Source organism: Secundilactobacillus paracollinoides DSM 15502 = JCM 11969, assembly GCF_001311135.1.
In the GTDB taxonomy this organism is placed as follows: Bacteria; Bacillota; Bacilli; order Lactobacillales; family Lactobacillaceae; genus Secundilactobacillus; species Secundilactobacillus paracollinoides.
The window spans coordinates 1-26,783 of the sequence record NZ_BBAG01000008.1; the positions used below are offsets into that span (position 1 = coordinate 1).

General features: G+C 49.5%; 18 protein-coding genes and 8 pseudogenes. 13 read left to right on the forward strand and 13 right to left on the reverse strand.

Annotated features, from left to right (window positions below):
• Positions 1-52 precede the first annotated feature (52 nt).
• A pseudogene (locus JCM11969_RS04645) lies at positions 53-1,161 on the reverse strand (lactate oxidase).
• 192 nt (positions 1,162-1,353) lie between these two features.
• On the opposite strand from JCM11969_RS04645, the gene JCM11969_RS04650 reads away from it, so the two are divergent.
• From JCM11969_RS04650 to JCM11969_RS18045, 3 genes are all read left to right on the forward strand, one after another.
• Positions 1,354-1,890, forward strand: coding sequence for a TetR/AcrR family transcriptional regulator (locus JCM11969_RS04650; RefSeq protein ID WP_054708815.1), 537 nt, complete (start codon positions 1,354-1,356; stop codon positions 1,888-1,890).
• 105 nt (positions 1,891-1,995) lie between these two features.
• A complete protein-coding gene (locus JCM11969_RS04655; protein ID WP_054708818.1) occupies positions 1,996-3,024 on the forward strand; it encodes an amidohydrolase family protein in 1,029 nt (342 codons plus the stop codon).
• Between the two features lie 85 nt (positions 3,025-3,109).
• Positions 3,110-3,709 carry a hypothetical protein gene (locus JCM11969_RS18045; protein WP_054708822.1) on the forward strand — a complete coding sequence of 200 codons (600 nt, stop codon included), beginning with the start codon at positions 3,110-3,112 and terminating at the stop codon, positions 3,707-3,709.
• A 634-nt stretch (positions 3,710-4,343) separates the two neighbouring features.
• Here JCM11969_RS18045 and dltD read toward each other — a convergent pair.
• The 7 genes and pseudogenes from dltD to JCM11969_RS04695 form a co-directional block, all read right to left on the reverse strand.
• The gene (gene dltD / locus JCM11969_RS04665; protein ID WP_082409182.1) at positions 4,344-5,606 is read right to left on the reverse strand and encodes a D-alanyl-lipoteichoic acid biosynthesis protein DltD; all 1,263 of its coding nucleotides are present in this window, start codon (positions 5,604-5,606) and stop codon (positions 4,344-4,346) included.
• Entirely contained in the window at positions 5,603-5,836 is a 234-nt protein-coding gene (gene dltC, locus JCM11969_RS04670; protein WP_054708825.1) for a D-alanine--poly(phosphoribitol) ligase subunit DltC, read from the reverse strand. Before dltC ends, dltD begins: the two co-directional genes overlap by 4 nt.
• An 11-nt stretch (positions 5,837-5,847) precedes the next feature.
• Complete coding sequence (dltB, locus tag JCM11969_RS04675) at positions 5,848-7,065, reverse strand: D-alanyl-lipoteichoic acid biosynthesis protein DltB (RefSeq protein ID WP_054708828.1); 1,218 nt, start codon at positions 7,063-7,065, stop codon at positions 5,848-5,850.
• Positions 7,058-8,544: pseudogene (gene dltA / locus JCM11969_RS04680) on the reverse strand (D-alanine--poly(phosphoribitol) ligase subunit DltA). The gene dltB and the pseudogene dltA overlap by 8 nt, the downstream one beginning before the upstream one ends.
• A 32-nt stretch (positions 8,545-8,576) precedes the next feature.
• Positions 8,577-8,765, reverse strand: a complete 189-nt coding sequence (locus tag JCM11969_RS04685; protein ID WP_054708830.1) for a teichoic acid D-Ala incorporation-associated protein DltX — start codon at positions 8,763-8,765, stop codon at positions 8,577-8,579.
• Between the two features lie 1,037 nt (positions 8,766-9,802).
• Positions 9,803-11,191, reverse strand: coding sequence for a sensor histidine kinase (locus JCM11969_RS04690; protein WP_054708833.1), 1,389 nt, complete (start codon positions 11,189-11,191; stop codon positions 9,803-9,805).
• Positions 11,188-11,883, reverse strand: a complete 696-nt coding sequence (locus JCM11969_RS04695) for a response regulator transcription factor (protein ID WP_054708836.1) — start codon at positions 11,881-11,883, stop codon at positions 11,188-11,190. The genes JCM11969_RS04690 and JCM11969_RS04695 overlap by 4 nt, the downstream gene beginning before the upstream one ends.
• Positions 11,884-12,059: 176 nt before the next feature.
• Between JCM11969_RS04695 and JCM11969_RS19690 the strand changes: the two genes are divergently transcribed.
• Positions 12,060-12,185, forward strand: coding sequence for a hypothetical protein (locus JCM11969_RS19690; protein WP_263850007.1), 126 nt, complete (start codon positions 12,060-12,062; stop codon positions 12,183-12,185).
• A 202-nt stretch (positions 12,186-12,387) separates the two neighbouring features.
• Here the strand turns inward: JCM11969_RS19690 and JCM11969_RS04700 are convergent.
• Positions 12,388-14,166, reverse strand: a pseudogene (locus tag JCM11969_RS04700) (ABC transporter ATP-binding protein).
• Positions 14,167-14,697: 531 nt separating this feature from the next.
• On the opposite strand from JCM11969_RS04700, the gene JCM11969_RS04705 reads away from it, so the two are divergent.
• Genes JCM11969_RS04705 through JCM11969_RS04725 form a run of 5 tightly spaced genes read left to right on the forward strand, consistent with a single transcriptional unit; the run spans position 14,698 to position 18,057 of the window.
• Complete coding sequence (locus JCM11969_RS04705; RefSeq protein ID WP_054708839.1) at positions 14,698-15,423, forward strand: hypothetical protein; 726 nt, start codon at positions 14,698-14,700, stop codon at positions 15,421-15,423.
• Entirely contained in the window at positions 15,420-16,253 is an 834-nt protein-coding gene (locus JCM11969_RS04710) for a glycosyltransferase family 8 protein (RefSeq protein ID WP_054708842.1), read from the forward strand. Before JCM11969_RS04705 ends, JCM11969_RS04710 begins: the two co-directional genes overlap by 4 nt.
• On the forward strand, positions 16,254-16,763 hold the full coding sequence (locus tag JCM11969_RS19695; protein ID WP_054708845.1) for a glycosyltransferase: 510 nt from the start codon (positions 16,254-16,256) through the stop codon (positions 16,761-16,763).
• Positions 16,760-17,200, forward strand: coding sequence for a glycosyltransferase (locus JCM11969_RS19700; protein ID WP_054708848.1), 441 nt, complete (start codon positions 16,760-16,762; stop codon positions 17,198-17,200). Before JCM11969_RS19695 ends, JCM11969_RS19700 begins: the two co-directional genes overlap by 4 nt.
• Positions 17,197-18,057, forward strand: coding sequence for a lysophospholipid acyltransferase family protein (locus tag JCM11969_RS04725; RefSeq protein WP_054708858.1), 861 nt, complete (start codon positions 17,197-17,199; stop codon positions 18,055-18,057). Before JCM11969_RS19700 ends, JCM11969_RS04725 begins: the two co-directional genes overlap by 4 nt.
• A gap of 589 nt (positions 18,058-18,646) precedes the next feature.
• Here the strand turns inward: JCM11969_RS04725 and JCM11969_RS04730 are convergent.
• Positions 18,647-19,671, reverse strand: a pseudogene (locus JCM11969_RS04730) (threonine aldolase family protein).
• Positions 19,672-19,879: 208 nt separating this feature from the next.
• On the opposite strand from JCM11969_RS04730, the gene JCM11969_RS04735 reads away from it, so the two are divergent.
• On the forward strand, positions 19,880-20,515 hold the full coding sequence (locus tag JCM11969_RS04735; protein WP_054708861.1) for a nitroreductase family protein: 636 nt from the start codon (positions 19,880-19,882) through the stop codon (positions 20,513-20,515).
• A gap of 135 nt (positions 20,516-20,650) precedes the next feature.
• Here JCM11969_RS04735 and JCM11969_RS04740 read toward each other — a convergent pair.
• Both JCM11969_RS04740 and JCM11969_RS04745 read right to left on the reverse strand, forming a co-directional pair.
• Positions 20,651-21,117 (reverse strand): annotated as a pseudogene (locus JCM11969_RS04740) (prolyl-tRNA synthetase associated domain-containing protein).
• 24 nt (positions 21,118-21,141) lie between these two features.
• Positions 21,142-21,647 (reverse strand): annotated as a pseudogene (locus JCM11969_RS04745) (3H domain-containing protein).
• 137 nt (positions 21,648-21,784) lie between these two features.
• Here JCM11969_RS04745 and JCM11969_RS04750 point away from each other — a divergent pair.
• Positions 21,785-23,199, forward strand: a pseudogene (locus JCM11969_RS04750) (nicotinate phosphoribosyltransferase).
• 144 nt (positions 23,200-23,343) lie between these two features.
• Positions 23,344-24,312 (forward strand): zinc-binding dehydrogenase, encoded by a 969-nt coding sequence (locus JCM11969_RS04755; RefSeq protein WP_054708864.1) that lies wholly within the window; start codon positions 23,344-23,346, stop codon positions 24,310-24,312.
• Between the two features lie 348 nt (positions 24,313-24,660).
• On the opposite strand, the gene JCM11969_RS04760 is transcribed toward JCM11969_RS04755, so the two are convergent.
• Complete coding sequence (locus tag JCM11969_RS04760; protein ID WP_054708867.1) at positions 24,661-25,329, reverse strand: hypothetical protein; 669 nt, start codon at positions 25,327-25,329, stop codon at positions 24,661-24,663.
• Between the two features lie 327 nt (positions 25,330-25,656).
• Between JCM11969_RS04760 and JCM11969_RS04765 the strand changes: the two are divergent.
• Positions 25,657-26,744 (forward strand): annotated as a pseudogene (locus JCM11969_RS04765) (Ldh family oxidoreductase).
• Positions 26,745-26,783 lie beyond the last annotated feature (39 nt).

Below are 26,783 nucleotides of genomic sequence, written 5' to 3' on the forward strand. Positions count from 1 at the left end.
AAAAACGACCAAGCATCGCTCAGTCGTTTTTGAAATTCAATTGAATTGTTCACTAATACTTAATATCCAGCAACGGTGCATGCTTCACATCCGCAATGGTCTTGGTACCAGCCAATTGCATGATGATCTTCAGTTCATCGTTTAGATGGGTAAAGACGGATTCAACACCTTGAGCACCACCGAGTGCCAAACCGTAAATGGCTGGGCGACCCATGCTACCAGGTCTGCACCTGATGCCAGTGCCTTAAAAACGTCTGAACCGCGACGGACGCCGGAATCAAAGATGACAGGGACACGATGGTTAACGGCTTTTGCGACGCTTTCCAAAACGTCGAAGCTGGCCGGGCCACCGTTTAATTGACGGCCACCATGGTTTGAAACGTAGATACCAGCGGCGCCAGCACCGATTGCGTATAAGGCGTCCTCTGGTGATTCAACACCCTTAACGATAACGGGCAGATCCGTGTATTCGGCAATGCGACGCACGTCGTCTGGGCCGATCTTTTGAGCAGCAGCGGCATAGATATCAGCAATACCCTTCCCCTTACCGTCGCCTTCACTGAACTTGGTCAGGTTAGCCATTGGAATTGGGAACTGGAAGTTGTTAATGATATCTGCTTCACGGTAACCATCAACAGTGGCATCGACGGTGAGGATGATGCCCTTCACGCCTGCCTTCTTTGCTTCATCCAACAGGGATTCGTTGAAGCTCCAGTCCTTGCTCATGTAGAGCTGGAAGAATTGAGGAGCGCCATGACCGCCAGCTGCTGTGTCAGCAATTGATGTTGATGAATAAGTGCTTTGCGCCATCAAGCCACCAGCTGCGGCAACCCCAGCAGCCGTATCCACTTCACCTTTTGCGTGGGCTAAGCCCTGTGCTGCGGTTGGTGCCATCATGATGGGTGTCTTCAAATCGATACCAAAAACAGTGGTGTCTGTAGATGGATTTTCAATGTTGCTGAGGGCCTTTGGAACGATCTGCCGGTGCTGGAATGCCGTCCGGTTTGCACGTAGCGTCCATTCGTCTTCTGAACCACCTGAGATATAGCCAAACCCGCCAGTAGGAATGATAGCCTTTGCTTTTCCTTCCAACTCAGTTAAGTTTAAAATGTCCAATGGGTTTTCATTTTCGTTTTGTTCGTAACCGTTTGTTAATACCATAGTGTAAGCCCTCCAAATGTGTGATGTCGTTTGTCTTAATGTCATCTACTCTATCACTTACATTTAGTAAGTCAATAGTTTTAAACTTACTTTTTGTAAATAAAATAAGCTTAACTGTTAAAATGACCTCTACGCCATTAAAATAGAAGGTAACCGGAAACACAATCCCTCAGCGCTAGAAAGGAACCCACCATGACCTACGACTCGCAAAAAATGAACGACCGCCGAGACGCGCTGTTCGCAGCGCTGCTCATCCTGCTCAAGACCAAACCGTTATCAAAGATCAGCGTGACCCAGCTTTGTCAGGAAGCGCACGTCTCGCGGATGTTTTATTATCGCAACTACACGAGCTTTGAGGACGTGATTACTGAAAAACTGGAACGTATTTTTAGAAACCAGATGCGGTTTATGGAAAAACACCATTTCACCGATCCAATCCAGTTTGGCACCCTCTTCTTTTCGTTTTACCGGACATATGTTGATGAACTCAAAACGTTTATCCGCTCCGACCTTAAATATTTGATCTACTACATTTTTAAGGATGATATCATCCAGCTCTTTCAACACGGAATGCTGCCAGAGAATCGGCTGATGAGTGACCACTACTGGCAGGCCTTTGTTTCTGCCGGATTAACGGAAACCCTATTTGACTGGGTGATCAACGGGGCGGTCGAATCAGACGCCGAAATGGGCGAGAAAATTGCTCAGATCATTCACAATCCGAATTAGAAAGATGTTACATATTGTCGATAACCGTCACTTATTGATTGTCTCGCAGGACATTTGGCACTAAGATAATGCCTGTTCAATCAATACAGAAAATAGGTGATATCAATGAAATTAATTACATTAGAGGAACACGTTGGTTTTGATTACGCCAACAAAGAAATTACCGACTATTTAATGGCCCACCCAACGATGACGCCGGCTGAAATGAAGGAAATGGGACAGTCCTTCCAAGAAGGCCCTGTCGCTTACGCCCCTTCCGCCGACGACATGCAGGCCTTGGACGACCAGCGCATCGCCTACATGGATGCCAATGGGATCGACATGGAGGTCCTCTCGTACGGCGATGCCAGCACCAACCCTGACCTGTTACCAACGGATCTATCCGTGCCGCTGACCCAACGGATCAACGACGACATCGCGGCCACGATAAAACGGCATCCAGACCGCTACGCCGGCTTTGCGACCCTGCCAGTATCCGACCCCGAGGCCGCTGCAGCTGAATTAGAACGTTCGGTTACTAAACTAGGATTAAAGGGTGCCCTCCTGCTGGGAACGGACAACCAGAATAACTTATTAGACGCAGATAAATTCTTCCCAATCTTTGAAATGGCCGCCAAACTTGATGTGCCGCTTTACATCCACCCATCCTTACCAAGTCCTGAAATTCAGAAAAACTATTACTCAGGCATGAATCCCAAGGGCTTGAACGCTGTGATGTCAACACCCGCATGGGGGTGGCACATGGAAGCTGGCTTACACGTGGCACGGTTGATCTTTTCTGGCCTCTTTGATAAGTTGCCTAACCTCAAGCTGATCTCAGGTCACTGGGGCGAGTTTATCCCTTACTGGTTAGACCGGTTGGATGAAGCCACGAACCCTGTTACCGAGAAGACATTAGCACACCCCTTCTCTTACTACTACAAGAACAACGTTTACGTGACCCCAAGTGGCATGTTCACCTGGCCGCAAATGCAGCTGGTGCTGAATTACATGGGACCCGACCACGTGCTCTGGGCACAAGACTATCCTTACATTAAAGGTAACGCCGAAGACTTCCTGCTTGGCACATCAATTTCTGATGCTGACAAGGAAAAAATCGCCCACTCAAACGCCGAGGGCTTACTTAAGTTGTAATTTAAAGTGTTTTATTCTTGAGTTTCTAATTGAACAGTTGTATTATTAACAATATTTAATCTAAACCTCAGGGAGGATTTAACTTATGACCCAAGATACTGCTGAAATTAGTGAATTAGTTGCCCGCGAACGGCTCTTTCGGGCACGCGGCAACGACGCGATTGCCGACTGTTACTACCCGGATGCCATCATCCAGACCAGCTGGCAATCAGGTCAACTTGATACCTTTATCCATTCAGAATCAAAAGAAGTCGACCACCGGTTCCCAATTATTGGCGCGACCAGCCCAGCAACCATTCACCAAAATGGCAACAAGGCCTACGTCGAAGTGCCAACGAACACGCGGATGCGCATGGTGATCAACGGTGTCGTTGGTGAAATCGAATCCTTTCGCAGACTGATCGACTACGTTGAAAATCGTAACGGCGAGTGGAAAATTGACCGCATGATCTCCATCAACGAAAGCGACAACCTGCGCCCCGTTGTTCCCGGAACCGATCTAGGCATCACCCCCGATGACCTAAAAGACTTCCGCCCCTCCTATCAATTCCTATCCTACGTCCGAATCGCCGCTGGCGGCAGCATCAGCCAAGATCTGCTTGGCACTGACCGTCCTGAAGACGTCGCCAAACTCTACGGTGACGCCGAGGCATGGCTGGCTGAACCTTTGATGCCAGCTAAGTAAACAGTAAAGTGCCCCACTGTCGCTGCGTTCCGTCGGTCGGCCCTGCAGGCTGTAGTGGGTCGCTCCGGAGCTATTGAATTTCCTTCAGAAATTCAAGGATCTCCTCCGTCTCCCGTGTTTGTAGGTGAGGAAAAGACCCTCACCAACAAACACCGACACTACTGCCTGCAATGCGACCGACTCCACTCCGCTGATAGTTGCTGATAAATGGGTATAGACTGTATCGCCTGCAACAACGTCAACTTGCAACTCTCAGATATCTGACCATTAACCTCGATCATCAATTGGTTAGCTGACGGCGGACAATCAGCAGTCGAGTGCGGGTAATCCGCGAACTGTCATCGACTGTATGTTGATGTTTAACCAACGTCAACACTAGGCTCATGGGTAGTGGAATGCAGCAATTTGGCAAGCCGTCGTGGTGTCGACATCAGTTAGCGACCGTTCTTTGGTCGGTTACTGATGTGCGAGACGATGGAGATCCATTCGAGTGGCGCACAGCGACAATCGAATTAGCTTCATCGCGAGCCACTTCGACGGCCTGCCAAATTGCGGAATGCAACGAACTACAACCTCAACCTTTTACAACTCATAAAACGCGCACTACCATCCCCCGGTAGTGCGCGTTTTGACGTTAGTGAACGATATGATTAGCCCAAGTCTTGCTGAGATAATAGTCCTTGATGTGCATATGCGGCGTGGGTTGTTTTTGGGTGAGAAACGGTTTGACATGCTGGTCGACTGCGAGCCAACCGCGCCAGCCGAGGTGGATGGTGTCGGACATGAAGTATTTTTGACCGCCCTGGTTGCTGAGATCAACAACATTGGTGAAGCCTTGACTTGCCAGCTGTTGCTTAAGTTTGGCATTGGTCTGCCGCAACATCGTCTGTGAAAGCCCCGTGTAGGCCGCCCACTTGTTGTTGACCGGTGGCAGAATAAACATGGTGTTGGTGTGGTGAGACGCAAACTGGTTCAGCACGAGTTCAAAATCCGTGTACTCCGGCGAGCGCCGATAGTCAAAGTTGCGCTGACTATTCTTGAAGTGGCGAATACCCGCGGGTTTTAACCGGTGACGGTAGAACGCGTTGCTGATGTCAAATCGATTGTGCGTGTCGCGCTTACCTAGCCTATCCGCAAGTCTAGTCAACGCCGCGTTGTTATCCGTGGCTGGTAGTTGTTTTTCCGCCTTCGCAAGTTTAACCATACGATTAGTGACCATCAGTTGATCAAAATAGTGGTCTTCGTTTTGCAGGACGTGCAGCCGGGCTTCAAAGTAGGCGCGCTGGTTGCCTGTCAGGTTTTCTCCTCGCGCAAGGCGCTTCCAGGCACTGCGCTGCATTGTGCCACCGCCCTTGCCGGCAACTTTCAGCAGCCGTTTAGCCGTGATCCGGTCGACCTTGGTATTGGTCGCTCGCAGCGTCCAAGAAATGTCGCCGATTGATGTCTTGTAAAAGTTAAACGCCTGGTGATTCTGGCCCTGTTTAGTGAACCACTGCGGTGACAGTATGAAGACCACCTTTTTGTGATCCAAATTGTTGCCGAACGTCTGCATGGCCATCAGTTGACTGAGCGACTGCGTCCCGGGTTTTCCCAGCAGAAACGGCTGGTAATCGCGGTCATACTTATTGGCCAGCACACTTGGGTGCAGCGGATCCATCCGCGACAGTTCAGATGACCCGAAAAACGGCACGTACCCCAGTTCCAGTGCTTCGTTTTTCAGCGCCTGACCGCGGTAAACATTGCTCGATAGCGATACGGCTGCCTTATTGATCAGTGAGGCATCCGCCTGCGCGCCAGCTTCGTCTGTCTTGTGGTGCGGTGCAAACAGCAACAGTGCCACACCAATAACGGCGATGACCAGCGGCCCAATCAGTTGCCAAATGGGATGGCGTTTCATTGTAACGCGGTCACTTTCTCCACGATTTTTTCTGGGGTGTCCCACTGATTCCGGTCGAATTCAGAAATTGGGATGTCGATGTGGCACTGCTCATTTAATTCCATAACCATCTGAACGGTCGCCATGGAATCCAAGAGCCCCGTTGTAAAGAGGTTGGTGGTCATTTGGGCACTGAGATCAGTTGCCGTGAGGTCTTGTAAAACGTTTAAAACAATTTGTTCGTTTGACATAGTTTTTCTCCTTAATGTGTAAACCAAAGTGTATTGAGTTCGCCTGAAAAGATCAGGAAACTGAAACAGACAACGTTAAAGGTGATGCATACAGCTAACGCCTGCGTCCAGCGGTTATGCGGCAATTGGGTGCCGTGTCGTTTTTTAAACCGCAACCAAATGTCGTTAATAATAATGGCCGTCGCGTGAAACAGGCCGTAAACGATGTAGTACCAGGTCACCCCGTGCCAGAAGCCCATGATGAGAAAGTTCACCAAGTAGGCCAGTTGCGACACGCGGATCCGGTTCTTGACCAGCCGGTGCTTCATGACGAAAAAGGTAAATCGCATGAAAACGAAATCCCGGAACCAAAACGACAGCGACATGTGCCAACGATTCCAAAAATCCTTGATATTTTGCGACTTAAACGGTGCGTTAAAGTTCATCGGAGTCTTAACGCCCATGAGGTTTGAGACCCCCACCGCAAACAAGCTATAGCCGGCAAAGTCGAAGAACAGATACAGACTGTAGACGTACATATAAGCGACAAGCGACCACGACAACCCGGTACCAAAGAAGGCACCCCGGTTAGCTAACACGTGGTGGGCAACGTGCGGCAGCATCAACGTACCAAACACGTAACCGATAATGAACTTGTAGACGAAGCCCTGGAAAATGCGGATGATGCCCTGATTAACCAGTGTCAGATAATCCGCCCGGGCCGGAACCGCAACGTCATCTTGCTGAAAGCGCCGATAGCGGTCGATCGGCCCCGAAGTAATGGTTGGAAAGAACAGCATAAATCTTAGAAATAAAAACGGCGAGACCTGTTTAATGGTGCCATCGCGCAGTTCCATGATGACCTGAACGGTTTTGAACGTCAGGTAGCTGATGCCAAGGAACCCCAATAGTGCCAGCTTTGGTAAATGTACCGCTGGCGATAGTTTAACAAGGGCTAATGGCAGGGCGCTGAGGACGACCAAGCTTATAAAGACGGCCGTTTGGTTGTGATGTTTGCGGTACCGGTCATAACCCAGCACTAGCGCCAATTGGTACACGACATACCCCACCAGCATGACGCCCTGGTGCCACTTTACACCGCCAAAGGTCAGCAATAAAAACGCCGCTGTCCATAGCGTCTCGTACCACCGCAGTCGTTTGCCGTAATACAGCCCGACCATCGCTGGCAACAATGTCACCACCAGAAGCACAAAGTACTGCGGATCCGCGTACGGTGACAAATTAGGCATGTGCGTTGACCTCGCTGATCAGCGCCTTGATGTCCACCTTACCATTGACGTTGTGCGGCAGTGAGTCGCGGAAAATGAACCGTTGTGGCACCATGTACGGCATTAATTTACCGGCCAATGCTTGGCGCAACGCAACCTGACTAGGCTGTTGGGCGCTCTTCGGGACGACCACCGCCAGCAGTTGGCTAACTTTGTGATTTTGATCATACTTCGGCACCGCCACCCCCTGCTTAAGCAAGGTCACTTCCGACAAAAAGTGGTTCACTTCTTCCAGTTCGATCCGGTACCCGTTTAATTTGATTTGAAAATCGACACGCCCCTTATAGAACAGCAGATTGTGGTCAAAATACCCAAGGTCGCCGGTGCAGTATGCCTGCAGACCGTTCGTCTCAAAGAAGGCAGATTTTGTTTTGGCCGGATTGTTAAGGTACCCCTTTGAAACGTTGAAGCCAGCAATGATGATCTCACCCGGTTCGTTAACGCTCGCACTGTCGATGGTCACCTGGTTCCCGGTTTCACGTAACCAATCGGCAACCGGTCGTACGTTTGGAGGATTTCCGGTGTGATTTCAACAGCCGTCATCGCCACCGTGGCCTCGGTTGGGCCATACGTGTTCACAATATGCGCCTGTGGGAAACGCTGGTTGAGCTTGCTGGCGGTCTGGGGGGTCAACTCCTCGCCACAGAATAAGAAAGTGGAAAGTTCTGGATAGTGCTGCTGGTCAAAGTACGGATCAAGCAAGCAGATATCAACCAATGACGGTGTGGAGACCCAGATTTGAAGTGGCAGACTCGCCAAAGTCGTAAACATTGTGCTGAAGTTGGCGGTAACCGTCTGCGGCAAAACGCGCAGTGTCCCGCCATTCATCAGCGTGGGATACAGTGCCATGACAGAAAGGTCAAACGAGAATGGCGGCTGCAGCAGCACATCTCGTTTCATAAAGTTAAAGTCCGCGCTCATCCAGTTCACAAAACTCAACAGATTACGCTGAGTAATTTGAACGCCCTTGGGATTCCCCGTAGTCCCGGACGTAAAAATGATATAGAACGTGTCATCCAACGCTGTCTTGGACTTAAAATTGATTGGTAATGTTTGATAGATATTATTCAAATCGGCGTGGGTCGTCACTGGCACCGTCACTTTAATTGGCAACGGTTCAACCGCAATCACGAGCTCCGGTCTCGCCGTGTGCATGATACTGGTCAAGCGATCCGTCGACGAGTTGGTGTCGACCGGAATATAAGCGTGGCCCGCTTTGGCACAGCCGATAAAGGCGACCAGCATATCAAACGTCTGACCCCCATACACCATTACCGGTGACTTGGCCGTCAGGTGACAGGTCTTCAGGTAATTAGCCACGCTGTTGGACCGGTGCTCTAAGTCAGCGTAAGTATTCGTCTGTCCCAGATAATCAAATGCGAGTTGATCTGGCTGAGCCGTTGCTTGTTGCGTCAATGTTGTTAAAATATTTTTAATCATGATTTTGTCTCCTTGAACCCCAATTTGGCAATTTAAAATTCGTTATAAATGAAATGGGCGCCGTTAACGCCGCAGTAATCGTACAGATAAACCAGCGCTAAAATAATAACAAAGTAGCTAACGGTCTTGGCCGTAAAGGACAAAACTGCTGTGTGCTGGCTTGCCCAAGCGGTCAGTCTTGTGAGCAGCCGGCCGCGGACGTTTAGTAGTGAATTCACCATTGGTCATCCGTCCTTTCCTTATGAACTGACATCATTCTAGCCGGTCTTTATATCCCGCACTATTCACAGTTGGTAAGCATCATCTTAGAATTTCTAAGAATTGGGCTCAGACAAACTTAGAATTTCCTGACAATGCCTGTTTTATCGGTATTACGGGTTATTTACTGTCAGCAAAATAAGTGCAAAAAAAGCCCCACATTTCCCTTTTTTAGAAATGTGGGACTTAGTATGTTTTTCTCATTGTCAGATAACGAGTCCGTTGCATTCCGCAATTCGGCGCTCCGTGTAGTGGCTCGCGATGAAGCTAATTCGATTGTCGTCGTGCGCCACTCGAATGGATCTCCATCGTCTCGCACATAAGTAACCGACCAAAGTACGGTCGCTAACTGATGTCGACACCACAGCTCCGCGCCGAATTGCTGCATTCCACTCAGTTTGGATACACTTATTTCTTTGGTTAAGCATCTCAATGGCGTTAACCCTAGTTTGAAGAGAAATCCGCCCTCGACTGGTTTTTAGCCCATGATCAGTAATGCTTCACACTACGTTGCCGTGCTAGTATTTACTGATTTACAGCTTATCAAGCAACAGCTATGATGTTTTCAACCTAATGCCGCATTTACAGCATAGTGGCTATTTGTAAAAGTGACAACAATCAGACATAGGTCACTTTGGGACTTACTTGTATGCCTTTACCGCTATGATAAATATCGTAAAAAGTATCGCTAACAATGGACGAATTAGTAGTCGAGAGCGGATTTCTGCGCGAACTTGGTTTAATACTACTTTGATACTTAACCAGCGAATGCAGTTTACTCAAAGTGAGTGGAATGCAGTAATTTGGCACGGTATCGTGGTGTCGATGTCACTTGATAGCCGTCCTTTGGCCATTTAGTGACATGCGAGACGATGGAGATCCATTTGGATGGCGCACTGCGACGGCCAAATTAGCTTTATCGCGAGCCACTTCGATGCCGTGCCAAATTGCGGAATGCAACGGACAGCTATCTGTTATGCTTTCCTGGTTAACCACTCAACTAGCTATTAAGCGGAAAGGACACCTGAAAGATACTGCCTTGCGGTGCGTTGTCGACGATTTTGATTTGGCCGTGATTGGATACGACGAGTTGTTTGACGATGGCTAGGCCAAGGCCGTTCCCTGGGGTTGCTTGGTCAACGCGGTAAAACCGATCAAAGACTTTGGTCTTCTGGTCATCCGTGATCCCGCGTCCCTGGTCAGCGACGGTCATGATGGCGTATTGGCCGTCCGTTGCAAGCCCCACACGGATCTCGCTGCCGTCTGGCGAATACTTCTGTGCGTTGTCAAGTAGACTGACGAGAATCTGTTGGACGCTGTCCGGATTCGTTTTGGCTGTAATGCTCGGCGCAACGTTTAAGTCGATCGACCGTCGCATGCCATCCCGGTAGCGGTCGACGATACCGGTGACCGTTTCACTCAGGTCCACGTCGCTCAATGCTAGCGACTGCTGGCTTGCTCTGGAAAGTTTCAGCAGATTTTCAATCATAACCTGCATCCGCTTGGACTCCTTATCGATGAAATCCAGCGATGTGGGAATGATTTCTGGGTGGTCATCGCCGTGCCGTTTGATCATTTCGACATGCCCGCGAATGCCCGCAATGGGCGTCCGTAATTCATGCGATGCGTTGGAAACAAATTGCCTGTCAGCTTCCGACCGTTGGTTTAGTGACGCCAATAGGTGGTTAAATTCAATGGAAAGGTCGTGGACTTCCTGGGGCGTTTTCGGTACCGGCAACTGGGCGCTGCCCGCTGTCGCCACGTCCTTTGTATGCACCTTAGAACTGCGCGTCAGCTCTACCAGTGGCCGGTTCAACCGTTTGGCGACCAAGTAGATCAGTGCGGTGCCAATGATAAAACTCAATAGCGCGATGCCCAAGATAGTCGCGACAATTTTGCCTAACAGGTCAATCACGTCGTCCAGTCTGAGCCAGACGTCGTATTGAACGCCCGTTTCGTTTTGTTTTACATTTTGTTTCGTCACTGATTTCAAATGGTAGTAGTACACATTCTTAGACGACCGCGCAATGTGTCCCAGCAAGATGGGGTCGCTTGGTTTGGCCTGACTCTTCTTTAAAAAGCGCTGGGAATTTTTAGAATAGAAGGTCTGTCCTTTCTTATGCACCGGATTCGTGCGGACGCGAATGAACGTATTCTTAGTATCATTCGCCCGGCTGAACCGCCACCAGTTCCACATGGACCGGTCGCCGATAAACGACCGTTTCAGACCCTCCATCGTACTTTCAGTGGCTTCCTTGTGCACGTGGATCAGGTTGGCGCCCGCATACGAGATCACCGCCACACTGGTCAGCAGCGTCACGATCACCAGCATCAGTGCATACACTCGGGTAATTCGCGCCGCACTGGAATTAAACAATTTTTTGGTCATTTTGCATCCTCGCCTAACCGGTAGCCGACACCGCGAACCGTTTCAATCAGCGGCTTATCAGCGTACTTATCCAGCTTCGTTCTCAAGTAGCGGACATAGACGTCTACGATGTTCACTTGACCCTCAAAGTTCACGCCCCAAACGAGATCCAATAATTCATCCCGCGTGAGCGCCTCACCCTGATGCTGAATCAGGACCAGCAACAGTTCATACTCCCGCTGTGTCAGCTGGACGACGTTATCGGCATACGTGACCTGTCGCGCCTTGGCGTCTAATGTGAGGTTCCCCAGTTGATAAGTGTCATCACGATTTTCATGTTGCTGACTGTGCCGTAAAATGACCCGGATGCGTGCTAACAGTTCTTCAATATCAAACGGCTTCGTAATGTAGTCGTCAGCGCCTGCGTCCAGGCCGGACACCTTATCGCCAACGTAATCACGGGCGGTCATCATGATGATCGGCACGTCATCATTTTGTTTGCGGATCCGGCGAATGACCGCCAGCCCATCAAGCCCCGGCAGCATCCAGTCAAGGATCAGCAGTGAAATCTCATCCTTATGTGCGGCATACTGTTCAAGGGCGTCCTCACCCCGCGTGGCCGTGATCACGTCATAGTCTTCGAATTGCAGTTCCTGTTGCAGATATGAGATTAGGCTATCCTCATCTTCTACGAGTAAGATCGTTACTTTCATGGTTTAAACCCCTTTTTACTTGTGAGACAGGCCTGAAGGACACTCACAGGCCTGTCTCACGCGTTCATTTTTTTGATTTAGCGTGGTTCCCAGTGCCACGTTGCTTAACTTTACTCAATCATCCCAATATGGGATTCTTCATCTATTTAACCACGAGGTAGTAGGGTGCGTACAGGATGAGTGGGGGGATTTTAGGGTTTATTATTGTTTTTATGGGTAAGAAAAAGCACCCTGTCGTTGGCTTTGTGGCCTTGATGGGTGCTTCTCTGGTGGTGATGTTAATTTCTTTCAATGTTTATTAGTTAGGTTGGTTTGTAATTGGGTTGTGGGTTTTTGATTCTAGGGAGATTTGGGCTACTGGCTTTCTATTAGCCTCGAGCCGAAACGTGTTCCGAAAGGCACGGGGCTAACGTGTAACGGACTCTGACCAAAAAGTCAGGCCCGGACTTTTCGGTCAGAGTCCGTTACACACCGCCCCTAAACCGCCTTTCTCCACACTCTACTCTACTCAAACTGCGCATTATAAAGCCCCGCATAAGTCCCATTCTTCTCCATCAAACTATCATGCGTCCCCTGCTCCACAACCTCGCCCGCGGCCATCACCACTATCTTATCCGCGTTATGAATCGTTGAAAGTCGGTGCGCAATTACCAACGATGTTCTTGATTTCAACAAATTATCCAACGCGTGCTGGATCGCCTTTTCCGACTCATTATCCAGACTTGCCGTTGCCTCATCCAGGATAATGATCGGCGCGTCCTTCAACAAGGCACGCGCAATTGACAGGCGCTGTTTTTGACCGCCAGACAACTTCACGCCCCGTTCACCAACCTGGGTCTCAAGCTGGTCCGGCATCTGTTTCACAAAAGTTATCAGATCCGCCATCTCAATGACTTGCCAGACCTCTTCATCCGTTGCATCCGTCCGGCCATACAGTATATTGTCTTTAATGCTGCCATCCAAAATAAACACGTCCTGCGACACGATCGCAATGTGCCGTCGCAGATCAGCCATTTTAATTTTCTTAATTGGCACCCCGTCAAAGGTAATATCGCCGCTTTGCAGATCATAGAAGCGGTCGATCAATCGCGTGATCGTCGTTTTTCCGGAACCAGAATGGCCGACTAACGCAGTCGTCTTACCATAGGGAATGGTAAAACTAATGTCACGCAACGTTGGCTCGTCCCGTTTTTCGTTATCCTTCGCGTCGTATGAGAAATTGACCTTATCCAGATCAATCCCCGTTTTTAGCGTCGGAAACGCCACTGGATCAGTATCGTCCACAATTGTCGGTTCTTCCTTTAAAATCGTTTGAATTCGGCCGTATGAAACCAGTGCTTGCTGCAGTTGGTTCAACAGTCTGGTAAACGACTGAATTGGCGTCTGCACCATGGCAACGTACGTGATGTAGGCAACCAAGGCCCCAACAGTAAGTTGACCGTGCATGATAAAGTACGCGCCAAGCAACAGAATGATTGCCGTACCAACATAGCTAATGCCGTCGATCAGCGGGTTAAAAATCGCTTGATTACGTCCGGCATCGATCAGGTCTTTTCGGTTGGTTTGCGCCACCTTATCGAACCGTTTTGATTCCAACCCCTCACTCGTAAAACTCTTAATGAGGTCGATCTGGGTCAGGGTCTGCTGCATCTGGTTCGACATTCTTGCTTGGGATGCCCGCGCACGGTGAAAGGCATCGCGAATCCGTTTCCGGAACACGCGGTACACCAGAAATTAAAACGGGAAGGTCAAACTCACCGCCAGCGCCATTTGCCAGTTAATATAAAAAATGAGTCCCAGCACACCGACAAACGTGAAGACGTTACCGATCATGCTCAGCATGTTGGCTGAGATCAGACTTTGCAGGTTGTTAATATCACTCGTCAGCCGGGTCATGAGATCCCCAGTTTTGCTAGATTCAAAGAACTTGGTATCCATTTTCAATAAATATTGGTACAACTGATTTCGCAGGTCCGTGATGGCATTTTGACTCATCACGCTCATGTAGTAGGTCGATAAATAGTTAAAAATACCGAGCACGAGCGCGGTCACCAGTAACCCGCCAATCGCCATAAACAGCCAACGATAATCCTTTTGCGGAATGACCTTATCAATGATAAATTGCTCGATCTGCGGCATGACGAACTGCAGTAAGGTGATAATGGTCAGTGCAATCACGTTGATGACGAGCAGCCAGCGTTTATTCAGCACCTTACCAAAAACAAATTTGAACATGTCCCACAGCGAGTTGTCGTTTGTCTCGGGATCATCTTGCGGCCCCATTTGCTTTCCGCTAGCATTGGATGATGCCTGCATATCATATGCCCCCTTTGTTCTTTCAGATTACACTATTCATTCATAGCTGATGTGAAAGTTACTATTAGTCGTTATTTTCTACAATATGCACAGTTTTGACTAAAAGAGTTTACAGCCGCAGACACCTAATTACCAGTAATTAGCTCTATTTTGTGTGTCTTAACCATCAGTTGTTCATGAACTGTCAATTATTTTATTTGGGATGCCTAACAATACTTGTAACTCAAGTAAAAGGTGGTATACTGATTTTGTAAGAAAGAGATGGTAGGTGTTTCAAAAAGTTGAGTGAGTGCTCAACACATTATTTTGAATCATTAGGTCAGCTTATCTGATACAAATCGACTATGATAGACCCAACAGCAAAGTTGAGTGAGTGCTCAGCACATCATTTTAACCAGAACTGTCTCTTTTCTCAAAACCATCACATGGAGGTGAATTCCCCTGAATCAAACAGCAGCGCATCAAACCAGATATTATCGCAGTTACACTGATGACTTTGTGACCAATAAGCAGCAACATCAAAAGCTGGCTGCCAATTTCAAATGGGTGCACACCAATCCTGGCTATCGGGTGCTGGCTAGTGTGATTTACCGGCTCTTTCAATTTATTGGCTGGTGCTACTGGCGACTGTGGCGCGGCGTTCGGATCAAAAATCGCGACGTGCTGACTCCGTTTCGTCATACCGGCATCGTCCTCTATGGCAACCACACGCAACCCGTTGGCGATGTGTTTATGCCGATGATCGTCACCGGCGCGCATCGGGTGGACACACTGGCAGCACCGGCCAATCTGGGTGTGCCCGTCATTGGCAAAGTGGTGCCCATGGGCGCGCTTATCGTGCCTTCGGATTTCCATCAAATGCCAGCATTTGCCAAAGCCATCGCTACCCGTCTTAACCAACACCGGGCCATCATGGTTTATCCAGAAGCCCATGTTTGGCCCTACTATACCGGAATTCGGCCCTTCTCACGGGCAACGTTTCACTACCCGGTGGCAGCCAAGGCACCAACGTTTGCGGTCATCACGACCTACCAAGCTTCTCGGTGGCGGCATCATCCCGCTATGACCGTTTTCGTTGATGGGCCGTTCTTTCCGGATACGACACTGCGGCCAGCTCAACAACAAGAACAGTTGTGCCAACAGGTCACTGACCAGCTGAAAATCCGGGCGCGGGAAAACAATACAACTGAATATATCCACTATGAAAGGGAGGCGTCAAAATGAACATTCTTTACTGTGGCGACGCCAATATGGCAGACGGACTATTACTTTCGATCCTATCGCTGTGCCACCACCATCAGCAATCATTGCACATTTATATTCTTACGGCGGCGTTGCAGACAGCTCGAAAGAAATACGAGCCGTTATCCGACCAAACTGTGGCGTTTTTAACCCAACAACTGCATCAAGACGATCCAAACAGCACCATTACGAAGATCGACATCAGCGCGCAGTTCAACCGTGAAGCCCCTACTGCGAACATGGAGACCCTGTTTACCCCCTATTGTATGTTGCGTCTTTTCAGTGACCAACTACCGGCATTGCCAGACCGGATCCTCTACCTGGATACCGATGTCATTTGCCGAAGATCGCTGGATGATCTGTATAATCAAGATCTTACAGGCGTGGAAATTGCTGGCGTGCCGGACTATTACGGGCGCTGGTTCTTCCACAACCGGGTCACCCACTTCGACTATTTAAATTCGGGTGTGCTCCTGATGAATTTAAAGTTCATCCGGCAAACCGGACTGCTCGCCCGGTGCCGCCAGCTTTGCCGTAACAAGCAACTCTTTATGCCCGACCAATCCGCACTGAACAAGCTGGCCGTCGCTAAGCGGATCCTACCGCGCCGCTACAACGAACAACGTCGGCTACACGCTGGCACAGTGTTGCAACATTTCACCACTAGTTTTCGCCTGTTTCCGTGGGTGCACACGCTCACCGTAAAGCCCTGGCAGGTCACTAAAATGCATGACGAATTAGGACTGCACGAATACGATGCCCTACTTGCCCAGTATCAGGCACTGGCACCCAAACTCAAGGAGGTGGCCTAAATGACCATACCAATTTTCTACGCCGTCGATAACCATTACGCACCTTATTTAGCTGTTTCACTCAAGTCACTGATGGCAAATGCCAGTCCGGACAACACGTACGAGATCGTTGTGATGTCGGAAAAATTGTCCGAGACAAACCGCATCAATTTGCAATCTTTAGTGACGGACAGCCGATTCCATCTCACCTTTAAGCAGATCAATCCCGACCTGCTGGCAGAGATCACCGATACCGGCAATAAGCTGCGAATGGACTACTTCACGTTTACCATTTACTTCCGGTTATTCATCGCCGACCTCTTTCCACAATACGATAAAGCGGTCTACCTCGACGCCGACACGGTGGTGCTTGACGACATCAGTGCGCTCTATGCAACACCGTTAAACGACAATCTGATTGCGGCTGCCATGGACCGACGATTGCAGGCAAACCAGTCACGGCAGCCTATGCAACTGACGCGATCGGCGTCGCTGCCAATCGTTACATCAACTCAGGTGTGCTGGTCATGAACCTGCAGGCGTTGCGCGACATGCATTTCAGCCAATCCTTCTTAAACTTGTTGAACGCCTATCATGTCACCTGCTTAGCGCCTGACCAGGACTACCTGAACGCCATGTGTCAACAGCGCACAACTATCCTGGATCCAAGCTGGAATGTGCAAATGGAAACGGATCCGCAAATTCATCAATCCTTGATTCACTTCAACCTGTTTGCCAAGCCATGGCACTATACGAATGTGGCAAACGAAGGTTATTTCTGGGACTACGCCAAGCAAACCCCGTACTATGACGAGATGCAAGCTGGTTTAGCCGCCTACAATGATGCCGCAAAGGAAGCCGACCGCGCCAATTTTGACCGGATCTTAAAGGTGGCTGAAACGCAAGCCACCGCAACAAACACCTTCCGCCAAATTCGCAACAAGAACCGCGAGGAGGTGGTGATATGAGTGCTATCACTGACCTGCCAAATCGCGAACCTGTGATTGCCAACATTCAGCAAGCTGTGCAGCATCAAGATTTCAACGCGAAAGTGGAACTCGGCGACCCACAGTTGGATGCGACCCAGGCCAAGCATGAATTATCGGCCTACCTAGACCACCAATCCCGGTTCTCCTATCGCGTTAACAACCTTGTCGCCCGCACGATGCTCAACGTAGACACCCGCTGGCAGACGCGACACCTCAACGTGGTCGGTAAGGAAAACCTAGCCGGCCTGCACCAGGGCGCCATTGTCACCAGCAATCATTTCAGCCCCTACGAAAACATGGTCGTGCGTCGCGGTCTGAACATGAAACGGCTCTATCTCATCAGCCAACTGACCAACTTCGACATGAACGGCCTGCTGGGCTACATGATGCGCAACATCGACACGATTCCGCTCACCGACAGCATCAGCTACATCGGCAAAACGCTGCCGAATCTGATGGCCAACGTTTTGGATGCCGGCCACAACATTCTGATCTACCCGGAACAAGAAATGTGGTTCAACTACCGCAAACCGCGACCGCCAAAGCGCGGGGCCTACCAGTACGCTGCTCAGTTACAAGCACCGATCATTTCCTGCTTCGTCGAAATGACAGACACCGACCAACCTAAGAGCACCAATTTTTACGACGTGACTTACACCCTGCACATTCTGCCAGTTATCTATCCCGATCCACAAAAGACCGTTCGCGAAAACATTTTTGCCATGATGCAAACCGATTACGAGCAGAAATGTGCCGCTTACGAAACAGCCTATCAGCAACGATTGACCTATGATTTTCAACCTAGCGACATCGCTGGCTGGGCACCGCGGGGATAACGTTTCGTTTGTTACTTGACCGTGTTTTGGTTAAGTGCTTTAGTCCGTTGCATTCCGCAATTCGGCAGGCCGTCGTAGTGGCTCGCGACAACCTGCCGAATTGCTGCATTCCACTGAGGTAGAGCTTACTTTTACTATTAGCTAAGTATCACAATGGCGTTAACCCTAGTTTGCAGTGAATCCGCCCTCGACTGCTAATCGGACCACTGACAGCAATGCTTCACACCATGGTAGCGTGCTGGTGTCTACTAATGAACAGATAATGGCACAACAATTATGATACAGTATCGCTGTCAGTGAACTTGTTCCACAATGTAGCGTAGTGGAGCCGGTCGGCATTGCAGGCTGTGGTGTCGGTGCTCGTTAGCGACCGTTTTTTGGTCGGTTACGAACACGGGAGACGTAGGAGATCCTTGAATTTCTGGAAAGAAATTCAATAGCTCCGGAGCGACCCCACCTCAGCCTGCAGGGCCGAACGGTGGAACGCAGCGGCATGTAACCACCCAAAATTTCAACAGCAATCATTCGTCCAAAAAAGGACATAAAATCCCCGGCGCAAGTCACTTGCACCGGGGATTTTGCTATGCCATTACAGCACCTGTTTCAATTGTTCAATTTCATCTTCAGTAGTTGACCAGCTTGTCACTAGCCGAATTGCGGTGTGGGTGTCGTCAATCTTTTCCCAGAAGCTGAAATCAACATCATTCTTCAGTGTTGCCATCTTGGCGTTATCGACCACCACGAACTGTTGATTAGTTGGCGAGTCAATGAAGAACTGGTAGCCCTTCTCAGTCAAGGCTGCTTTCAGTTGTTTGGCCATTTCGATTGCGTGGGCACTGATCTTAAAGTACAGGTCATCCGTAAACAAGGCCTCAAACTGGACCCCGATCAACCGGCCCTTCGCTAATTGCGCGCCGCGACGCTTGACCCGGTTGTTGAAGAACTCCGGCTGATTATCATGCGTGAAGACCACAGCTTCCCCACATAACGCACCAACCTTCGTCCCACCGATGTAGAACACATCCACGAGTTTGGCAAGTTCGGGCAGCGTGATGTCGTTTGCGGGGCTCATTAGCCCATATCCCAAGCGGTCACCGTCCATAAACAACGGGATGTCATACTGGCGGCAAACGGCTGAAATGGCCGTCAGCTCCGCCTTTGAATACAGTGTCCCATATTCTGTCGGCTGTGAAATATAGACCATGCCGGGATACACCATTTGAATGTGGTTATCGTCCTCGTAAAAGCCTTGATGTACTCAGCCAACTCGTGCGCATCGATCTTCCCATCATGTCCCGGAATTGTCAGGACCTTGTGGCCAGTGTATTCGATCGACCCAGCTTCATGAATGCTGACGTGACCCGTGTCGGCCGCAACGACCCCCTGGTAATCCTTTAACACCGTGGAAATAATCACCGCGTTGGCCTGGGTTCCGCCCGAAATGTAGGTCACCTGCGCATCAGGACAGTCACACGCCCGGCGAATTTTTTCAGTCGCGCTGGCGGAATAGGCATCCTGGCCGTACCCGGGTTGCGGATCAAGATTCGTATCAATGAAACGTTGTAAAATGGCGGGATGAGCGCCCTTTGAATAGTCGTTCGCAAATGCTAACATGTTGTCTGCCTCCGAAAGTTGCTTGATTAAAAATAAATGAAACTCAGAGAACTAGTTTACCATATATCGGCAACTGATTTTTGTATAAGTAAGCGTTACCATCGCTGCAATATAGGCTCACTTCAGGGATTGACAATTCACATGAAATTAGTATGATAGATGCAGACAACGCGCTGTTGCGGATTCTAAATAAAAGAGGTCGATCATCATGTCATCATTTAAAGAAAATGATTTTCAAAAAATTATCGAGGGGCGTCACGCTGTTCACGATTTCGACCCCGCCGTCAAAATCAACCGGACTGAACTCACGCAAATGATTACCGAATCGATCTCCGCGCCATCAGCACTCAATGTGCAGCCGTGGCGAATCGTCATCGTCGACTCACCAGAGGCCAAGGCAAAGATCAAACCGCTGATGCCCGCCAACGCCCATCAAAACGAAACAGCGTCAGCGCTGGTCTTTTTCTTTGCGGATCTCAAAGCGGCTGAAAATGCGCAGGACATCTACGACCAGACCGTGAAAGCGGGTAAGATGCCGCAGGAAGTCAGTGATCATTTAGTCACCATCATCAAAAATGTGTACGATGAAATGCCAACTTCAGCTCTCGTCGCCACGTTCACACTGGACGTCGCGCTACCAGCCATGCAATTCATGCTGATTGCCCGGGCACACGGGTATGAGACTGGCCCAATGACAGGGTTTGACCACGATAAGATTGCGGCGGCCCTGGACCTCGACCCAACTCGCTACGTGCCAGTACTGCTGGTGGCAATCGGCAAAGCAGCCCAACTATCGGCCGGTTCTGTACGCTTACCCGCAGAGAAAATTCTCAGTTTTCGATAGTCAGATAGCATTTTTAAAAAAATAAGCGACTCACGGCTAAACGCAAATTAAGGCTTAGCTGTGAGTCGCTTTTAGTTTACTTGTGATATCTCAAGCGTCATCTATACCTCGTCAGACAACTCAAGAATTTTTGGCTCAACCCCCCTGCGACTTCACAAACGCCAATACATCGTCGGTTGCTACAAAGATCGTTCGGGTGTTCACGTTGGGATGAAAACTCATCCGTGCTTCCGACAGGATCGCCTTGTCAAAATAAACCTGAACGTCCCGGTCTTGGTTATTGAGCAACCCAAAAATCGAGACCACGCCGGTTCAAGGCCTAGTTTTTCCTTCAGTGCTTCTGACGATGCCATTTTGACCCGTTTGGCGCCAGTCAGGTCTTGAAATTCATGAAAATCTAGCCGTTTGGCGTCGTCCATGACCAGCAGATAAAAGGCCGTTTTCTTCTTGTTCGTCAAGAACATCGTCTTGGTGCGAACCCCTTCAATGCCTTCAATATAGGCATCCGCCGCCTCAGTGGTCGTCACTGCCGGATGGCTCACGATCTGGTACTGAATCCCCATTTGATCCAGTGTTGTGGTGACTAAGGTTAATTGATCCATCATCAAAACTCCCTTCAGGTCAGGTTACTCGTACAGGTAGCCCGCCTCACGCAATGTGGTTTGAATAGCTGTTAATTGTGCAGGCGTTTCATAAGCCACAGTATGTGTATGGACACCATCTGTTAACTCTGATAATAAATGCCCTGCTGTTCCTTCAACTTGCCCACAAATAAGTTCACATCGGCGACCGTTTTGATCTGCAACATGCCCTTTAACTGACCATACAGCGGATGGCTGACCTCAACGTCCACAATGGTGCCGCCCGCATTAACGATCCGCGTCAGTTCATCGGCCGTATCGTTCGGAAAATGCCGGCAAACGATAATGGCTTTGTGGGTGTATTGTGCCTCGTATTCATAGCCCTTTAACGTGGCCACAATGGGTTCACCTTCGGCCCGCAACAACGCTACGTCACCCACCACCGTTTGGCGGCTGACCCGCAATTTTTTGGCAATTTGGCTGGCACTGATCGGTGTCGGTCCCGTTGTCAGCATTGCTTGAATTCGTGCTCGTCGTGCATTACTATCCATGTCATCGCGTCCTTTTTCGTTATAGTCTTAGTCTACCACACCTCATCAGTCGTGACAGGAGGCGAATTCGTGGTAGAATAGCACTAATCAATCAGGTGTCTTGACACCTGTCCTACAAAATCGAACGGATGATGATCATGCGCAATTTATCCTTACTGACCGACCTTTATGAATACTCAATGGCAAACGGGTTTGATGCTGAGCTGCCAAACACGCGGGCAACCTTTGATGTGTTCTACCGCAAAGTCCCTGACCAGGGCAGTTTTGTGCTGGCTGCCGGACTTAAACAAATTATTGACCAACTCGCTGACTTTCATTTTTCAGACAGTGACCTGACCTATTTTCGCAGTCTAAACCTGTGGCGACCGGCGTTTATCGACCACCTGGCCACCCTCACCCTGGACTGTCACGTCCACGCCGTTCCGGAGGGGACACCTGTCTTTCCACGCGAACCGCTGATGACAATCGAGGGGCCAATTGCACAAGCGCAACTCCTGGAAACCTTAATTTTAAACATCCTTAATCACCAGTCACTCATTGCCACGAAAACGCGGCGGATGGTGTTTGCTGCCAAGGGTCGGCCGATCATGGAATTTGGCGCCCGACGCGCACAGGGCCCCGACAGCGCCGTCTACGGTGCCCGGGCAGCCGTCATTGGCGGTGCTGCCAGCACGTCTGACGTGTTAGCCGCTAAGTTGTTTCACATTCCAGTCGCCGGCACCATGGCGCATAGTTGGATCGAAGCCTTTCCAGATGAGCTGACCGCGTTTCGCAAATGGGCAGCCCTCTACCCCGACAACAGCGCGTTACTCGTGGACACCTACGATGTGCTCACGTCTGGTGTGCCGAACGCCATCACTGTCTTTAAAGAATTGCGAGCTGCCGGTCATCACCCCGTGGGGATTCGCATTGATTCCGGTGACATTGCCACCCTATCCCGCGACGCCCGTCACCTCTTGGACGCAGCCGGCTTTCAAGACACTAAGATCACCATTTCAAATGCTCTGGACGAATCTGTGATGACATCGTTGCTGGACCAAGGTGCCCCCATCGATAATTTTGGGATCGGTGAAAAACTCATTACCAGCGCCTCGGCACCGGTACTCAGCGGCGTTTACAAGCTGGCAGCCATCGAAACGGATGGTCAGGTCAATCCAAAAATCAAGATCAGTGACAGCGTGAAAAGGTGACGATTCCTGGGCAAAAACAGCTTTATCGGCTCTATCGGAAAAGCACGCGCGAAGCATTTGCCGACCTCATTACCGGCAGTGATGAACAGCTGAGCAACACCGTGGCCGTTGTAGATAGCAACCCGCTGAGCGTGAATCGCGTGCATCATTTAAGCAGCTTTGATGCTGAACTGATCCTGTTAGAAACGCCGATTGATCCAGCGCAGTGTCCCAGTGATGTGCACGCAATCCGGCAGTACAGTCAACAGCGCCTTGCTGAACTGCCCGCCGCGACTCAACGGTTGGTGAATCCGGATAGCTATCACGTTTATATGACGACCGGGCTGGCGGATTTACAACATGACTTGATTGCCCGTGCTTAAGTGTGTGACGGACATTTAGCAACTTAAAAATGGCAGTTCATTGCTTTCTCGCCAACATCAGTCTACTATTAAATTAACAGAAAGTAAGCGCTACACACATCGTGGCGCTTTTGTTTTCGACTTGATAGGAGAGGTGGTCGCATCATGAAAGCACTTGTCGTTCCAGAACCAGCAGCAAAAACGCTCCAACAACTTGAATGGACGAACCGTTCCATGCCCAACCCGCGCGCAAACGAGGTCCTGATCCGCACCCGGGCCGTTGGATTGAATCCCGTTGACGCTAAGATCGTTGCTAACGGTTATTTTGATTGGACTTACCCGCACACTTTAGGGTTAGATGTGGCCGGCGAGATCATGGGGCTTGGTGACCGGGTCAAAGGCTTCAACGTTGGCGATCGGGTTGCTGGCCACGCAAACTTTGCCGAAGATAGTGCGTTTGCAGAATATGTGACCTACCCCGCTGCCGCTTTGGCACGCATTCCTGAAACCGTCGACTACGAATCGGCTGCTGGCTCCTTGTGTGCCGGTATGACAGCCTACCAAGCACTCTTTCGAAAGGCACAATTAAATAACGTCGAGACCGTCCTGATTCACGCGGGGGCAGGTGGTGTCGGCAGCATGGCCATCCAGCTCGCAAACGCTGCTGGTAAACACGTCATCACAACGGTGTCGACAACTAAGCGAGACTTCGTTGCTGCGCTAAATCCTGACGCCATTATCGATTACCAAGAAGAAAACGTGACGCAACGCGTGCTCGAGCTGACACGTGGACTTGGTGCGGACCTGATCATCAACGCCATTGGCGACCCGGAAGCTGACTTTGAGCGCATTGCCTACAATGGTCAGCTCGTCTGTGTGTTGGCAACCCCAACGGATGCGCCCGCTGATAAAGCATTGTCGATCAGTAAACTCGACTTAGGCGGTGCTCACCGCAGCGGCGACCCTCGGCAGGTTGCTGACCTTGGGCGAATGGCTGGCGAACTGTTGGCGTTGGTTACTGACGGTAAGGTGAATCCGCTGATTACTAAGCGCTATGCCAGTGATGAGATTGCTGAGGGCTTACGGGCGCTTGAAGCGCATGAGATCGTTGGGAAGGCGATTGCGGTTTTCTAACATTTAGAATTTGACCATTTTAATCCAAAAATAGCCGTCCTTAACGATATTTCGTTTGGATGGCTATTTTTAGGGTTTTAATTAAGGGCTTGATTGATAGGTTGGAATCGTGTACCAATATTGCTCAGATGCACTGTTTGTTTTTTGGTTAAATTGTCCTTGCGACGTGGGTCTATTTTAGATAGCCGAAACGTGTTCCGCAGGGCAAGGGGCGGCCATGTAACGGACTCTGGCAAAAATTCAGGCCCGGGATTTACCATTCTTATTAGTCTACGTGCTTGGTTGCGACGTGGGTCTATCTTATATTGCCGAAACGTGTTCCGCCCTCAAAACGCCCTGCTCCACACTCTAACTTAGCCACGAATCCAACCAAAACTTCTTCTGAATAAACACTTCACTCGCAGTGGCTGTCAATTCCTGGATCACCTCAAAGTACGGGTCGCGATCCACGATTGCGTGGAACTGGGCTAAGAGTTGGTTTCGTTCTTCCGCATCCGGAATCAGCCACTTTAACGCATCCTGCTGCTCTAGAATTGCTACCAGATGCATGGTCACGTGCGGCACATCCAATTGCATCGTTTGTTTCAAATCGTTAATGGCACCGTTGCGGCTGCCATCCGTTGGCACATAAATGATGTGCGGCTCTAGATTATTTTGGAAGGTCACCTTCTCAACAACCTTTTGTTGCAACAGTTCTGGCCCGATACCATCATATAAGTCGTTCGCAATATCCCAGCTGGTTAAGAACTGTAACTGTTTGGCTAACGGTTCCGTTTTCGTTAGCGTGTCCCGAAATTGTTTTTGGAAGTTCGCCAAAAATGCTGGTAACGCATCGAACTTGGCTTCATCCGCAATCGTTAGCTGACCGCCATCCTGCACCAGAACACCCTGGTCCAGTAAGTCCATGACCATCGCTAACACGAAGTAAGCCTGCGATGTGAACCGCGTCCGCAACACGGGCTTTTTGTGAATCGCCTCAGTAATGAGTAAGTCTGTTTTTGCCGTATTTAATGCCATTTTTATGACCCCCGTTGATTAGTTTCAATAAGAAAATGATACGCTTAATCATCTCGACAACCAAGTGATATGGTTGCTTAAGCTCACTTTAAGTTTGCGCTGGTATCTTGTAATTCTAAGGTTACAACTTTCAGCTCAATAACTGGCAAGAAATGGATTAGTTCGTGCTGACACAAGCTGCAAATATGACAGGATCATTAAAATTAATAAACGATTAACAATTCATTAAAATAACGTTGACAAGGCCGGTAGACTACTCTACCATTTACATTGTGACTTTTAATAAAGTTTCATTGTTCAAAATCTAACGAGTGTGGTGAAATACATATGGTAGAACGATATGATAGCGATAAGATCAAGGAATTAGTGTTTCATATTTATCAAGGTTACGGGTTTACCGATGACCAAGCACATAAGGTTGCTGAAACCTTAATTTACACCGACTTACACGGCATCCAATCCCACGGGGTCCAACGGATGTTTATGTACGACCACTTTATTCAAAACGGGAAGATCCGGGTGAAGAGCCGGCCGGAAATTGTAAAAGAGACGCCCGTCAGCGCAGTGGTTGACGCCAACTTCGGGTTAGGTCAGTTAAACGGGATCTACAGTATGGAAATTGCCATCGAAAAGGCGAAAAAAAGCGGCATTGGGATCGTTACGACCCGGCACTCTGCCACTATGGCATTGCCGGTTACTACGCCAACATGGCTGCTGAACAAGGCCTGATCGGGATGTCCTCATGTAACTCGCGGCCAGCCATGTTACCGACCTTCTCCATGCAGGCGTTTGTCGGGACCAATCCCATTGCCTTTGCAATGCCAGCCAACCCACACAACTACATCTTTGACGCCGCCACAACGACGGTGCCTCAAGGCAAGGTTGAGGTTTATCGTAAATTGGGCAAGGATCTGCCGGCACTCTGGGTGGCTAAGGACGGGCAAACACCTGTCTACGACCACAACAACACGGAAACCTTAAACAAGACTCGTGACCCAGAAGCCTACGTTGGGCTGACCCCACTTGGCGGTGTCACCGAAGAAACTGGGAGCCACAAAGGCTTTGGTTTAGGTGTTATGGTCGAAGTCTTCACGTCGATTCTTTCAATGGGAAACACCTCCGTTGAAATCACGCCAGAAGACCTCTCCGTTGGTCCAGCACAAAGCTTCATCGCCATCGACCCATCGATCTTCGGCGACAAAGATGCCATCATTGAGAAGTTCTCCGATTACCTGCAACAAATTCGTGAATTGCCAGCCGTACCTGGTAAGACGATCTACGTTGCTGGTGATAAGGAAGCCCTCGCCTATGACGACCGGAAGGCAAACGGGATTATCATTGATGATCATACCTTAGAAGAAGTGACCGATATCGCTAAACGATTGGGTATTGATTATGAACAATATATCAAATAATGATTAGAAGAACAGCGTCATCAAACTCCCCTATTCTGG

What these genes read in the sequence shown, in the direction of transcription:
- JCM11969_RS18045 (WP_054708822.1), top strand. Translation starts at nt 3,110, where the DNA reads ATGACCCAAGATACTGCTGAAATTAGTGAATTAGTTGCCCGCGAACGG.
- JCM11969_RS04725 (WP_054708858.1), top strand. Translation starts at nt 17,197, where the DNA reads ATGAGTGCTATCACTGACCTGCCAAATCGCGAACCTGTGATTGCCAAC.
- JCM11969_RS04695 (WP_054708836.1), bottom strand. Translation starts at nt 11,883, where the DNA reads ATGAAAGTAACGATCTTACTCGTAGAAGATGAGGATAGCCTAATCTCA.
- JCM11969_RS04655 (WP_054708818.1), top strand. Translation starts at nt 1,996, where the DNA reads ATGAAATTAATTACATTAGAGGAACACGTTGGTTTTGATTACGCCAAC.
- dltC (WP_054708825.1), bottom strand. Translation starts at nt 5,836, where the DNA reads ATGTCAAACGAACAAATTGTTTTAAACGTTTTACAAGACCTCACGGCA.
- JCM11969_RS04690 (WP_054708833.1), bottom strand. Translation starts at nt 11,191, where the DNA reads ATGACCAAAAAATTGTTTAATTCCAGTGCGGCGCGAATTACCCGAGTG.
- JCM11969_RS19700 (WP_054708848.1), top strand. Translation starts at nt 16,760, where the DNA reads ATGAACCTGCAGGCGTTGCGCGACATGCATTTCAGCCAATCCTTCTTA.
- JCM11969_RS04735 (WP_054708861.1), top strand. Translation starts at nt 19,880, where the DNA reads ATGTCATCATTTAAAGAAAATGATTTTCAAAAAATTATCGAGGGGCGT.
- JCM11969_RS04650 (WP_054708815.1), top strand. Translation starts at nt 1,354, where the DNA reads ATGACCTACGACTCGCAAAAAATGAACGACCGCCGAGACGCGCTGTTC.
- JCM11969_RS04710 (WP_054708842.1), top strand. Translation starts at nt 15,420, where the DNA reads ATGAACATTCTTTACTGTGGCGACGCCAATATGGCAGACGGACTATTA.
- JCM11969_RS04760 (WP_054708867.1), bottom strand. Translation starts at nt 25,329, where the DNA reads ATGGCATTAAATACGGCAAAAACAGACTTACTCATTACTGAGGCGATT.
- JCM11969_RS19690 (WP_263850007.1), top strand. Translation starts at nt 12,060, where the DNA reads ATGAGTGGGGGGATTTTAGGGTTTATTATTGTTTTTATGGGTAAGAAA.
- JCM11969_RS19695 (WP_054708845.1), top strand. Translation starts at nt 16,254, where the DNA reads ATGACCATACCAATTTTCTACGCCGTCGATAACCATTACGCACCTTAT.
- dltB (WP_054708828.1), bottom strand. Translation starts at nt 7,065, where the DNA reads ATGCCTAATTTGTCACCGTACGCGGATCCGCAGTACTTTGTGCTTCTG.
- JCM11969_RS04755 (WP_054708864.1), top strand. Translation starts at nt 23,344, where the DNA reads ATGAAAGCACTTGTCGTTCCAGAACCAGCAGCAAAAACGCTCCAACAA.
- dltD (WP_082409182.1), bottom strand. Translation starts at nt 5,606, where the DNA reads ATGAAACGCCATCCCATTTGGCAACTGATTGGGCCGCTGGTCATCGCC.
- JCM11969_RS04685 (WP_054708830.1), bottom strand. Translation starts at nt 8,765, where the DNA reads ATGGTGAATTCACTACTAAACGTCCGCGGCCGGCTGCTCACAAGACTG.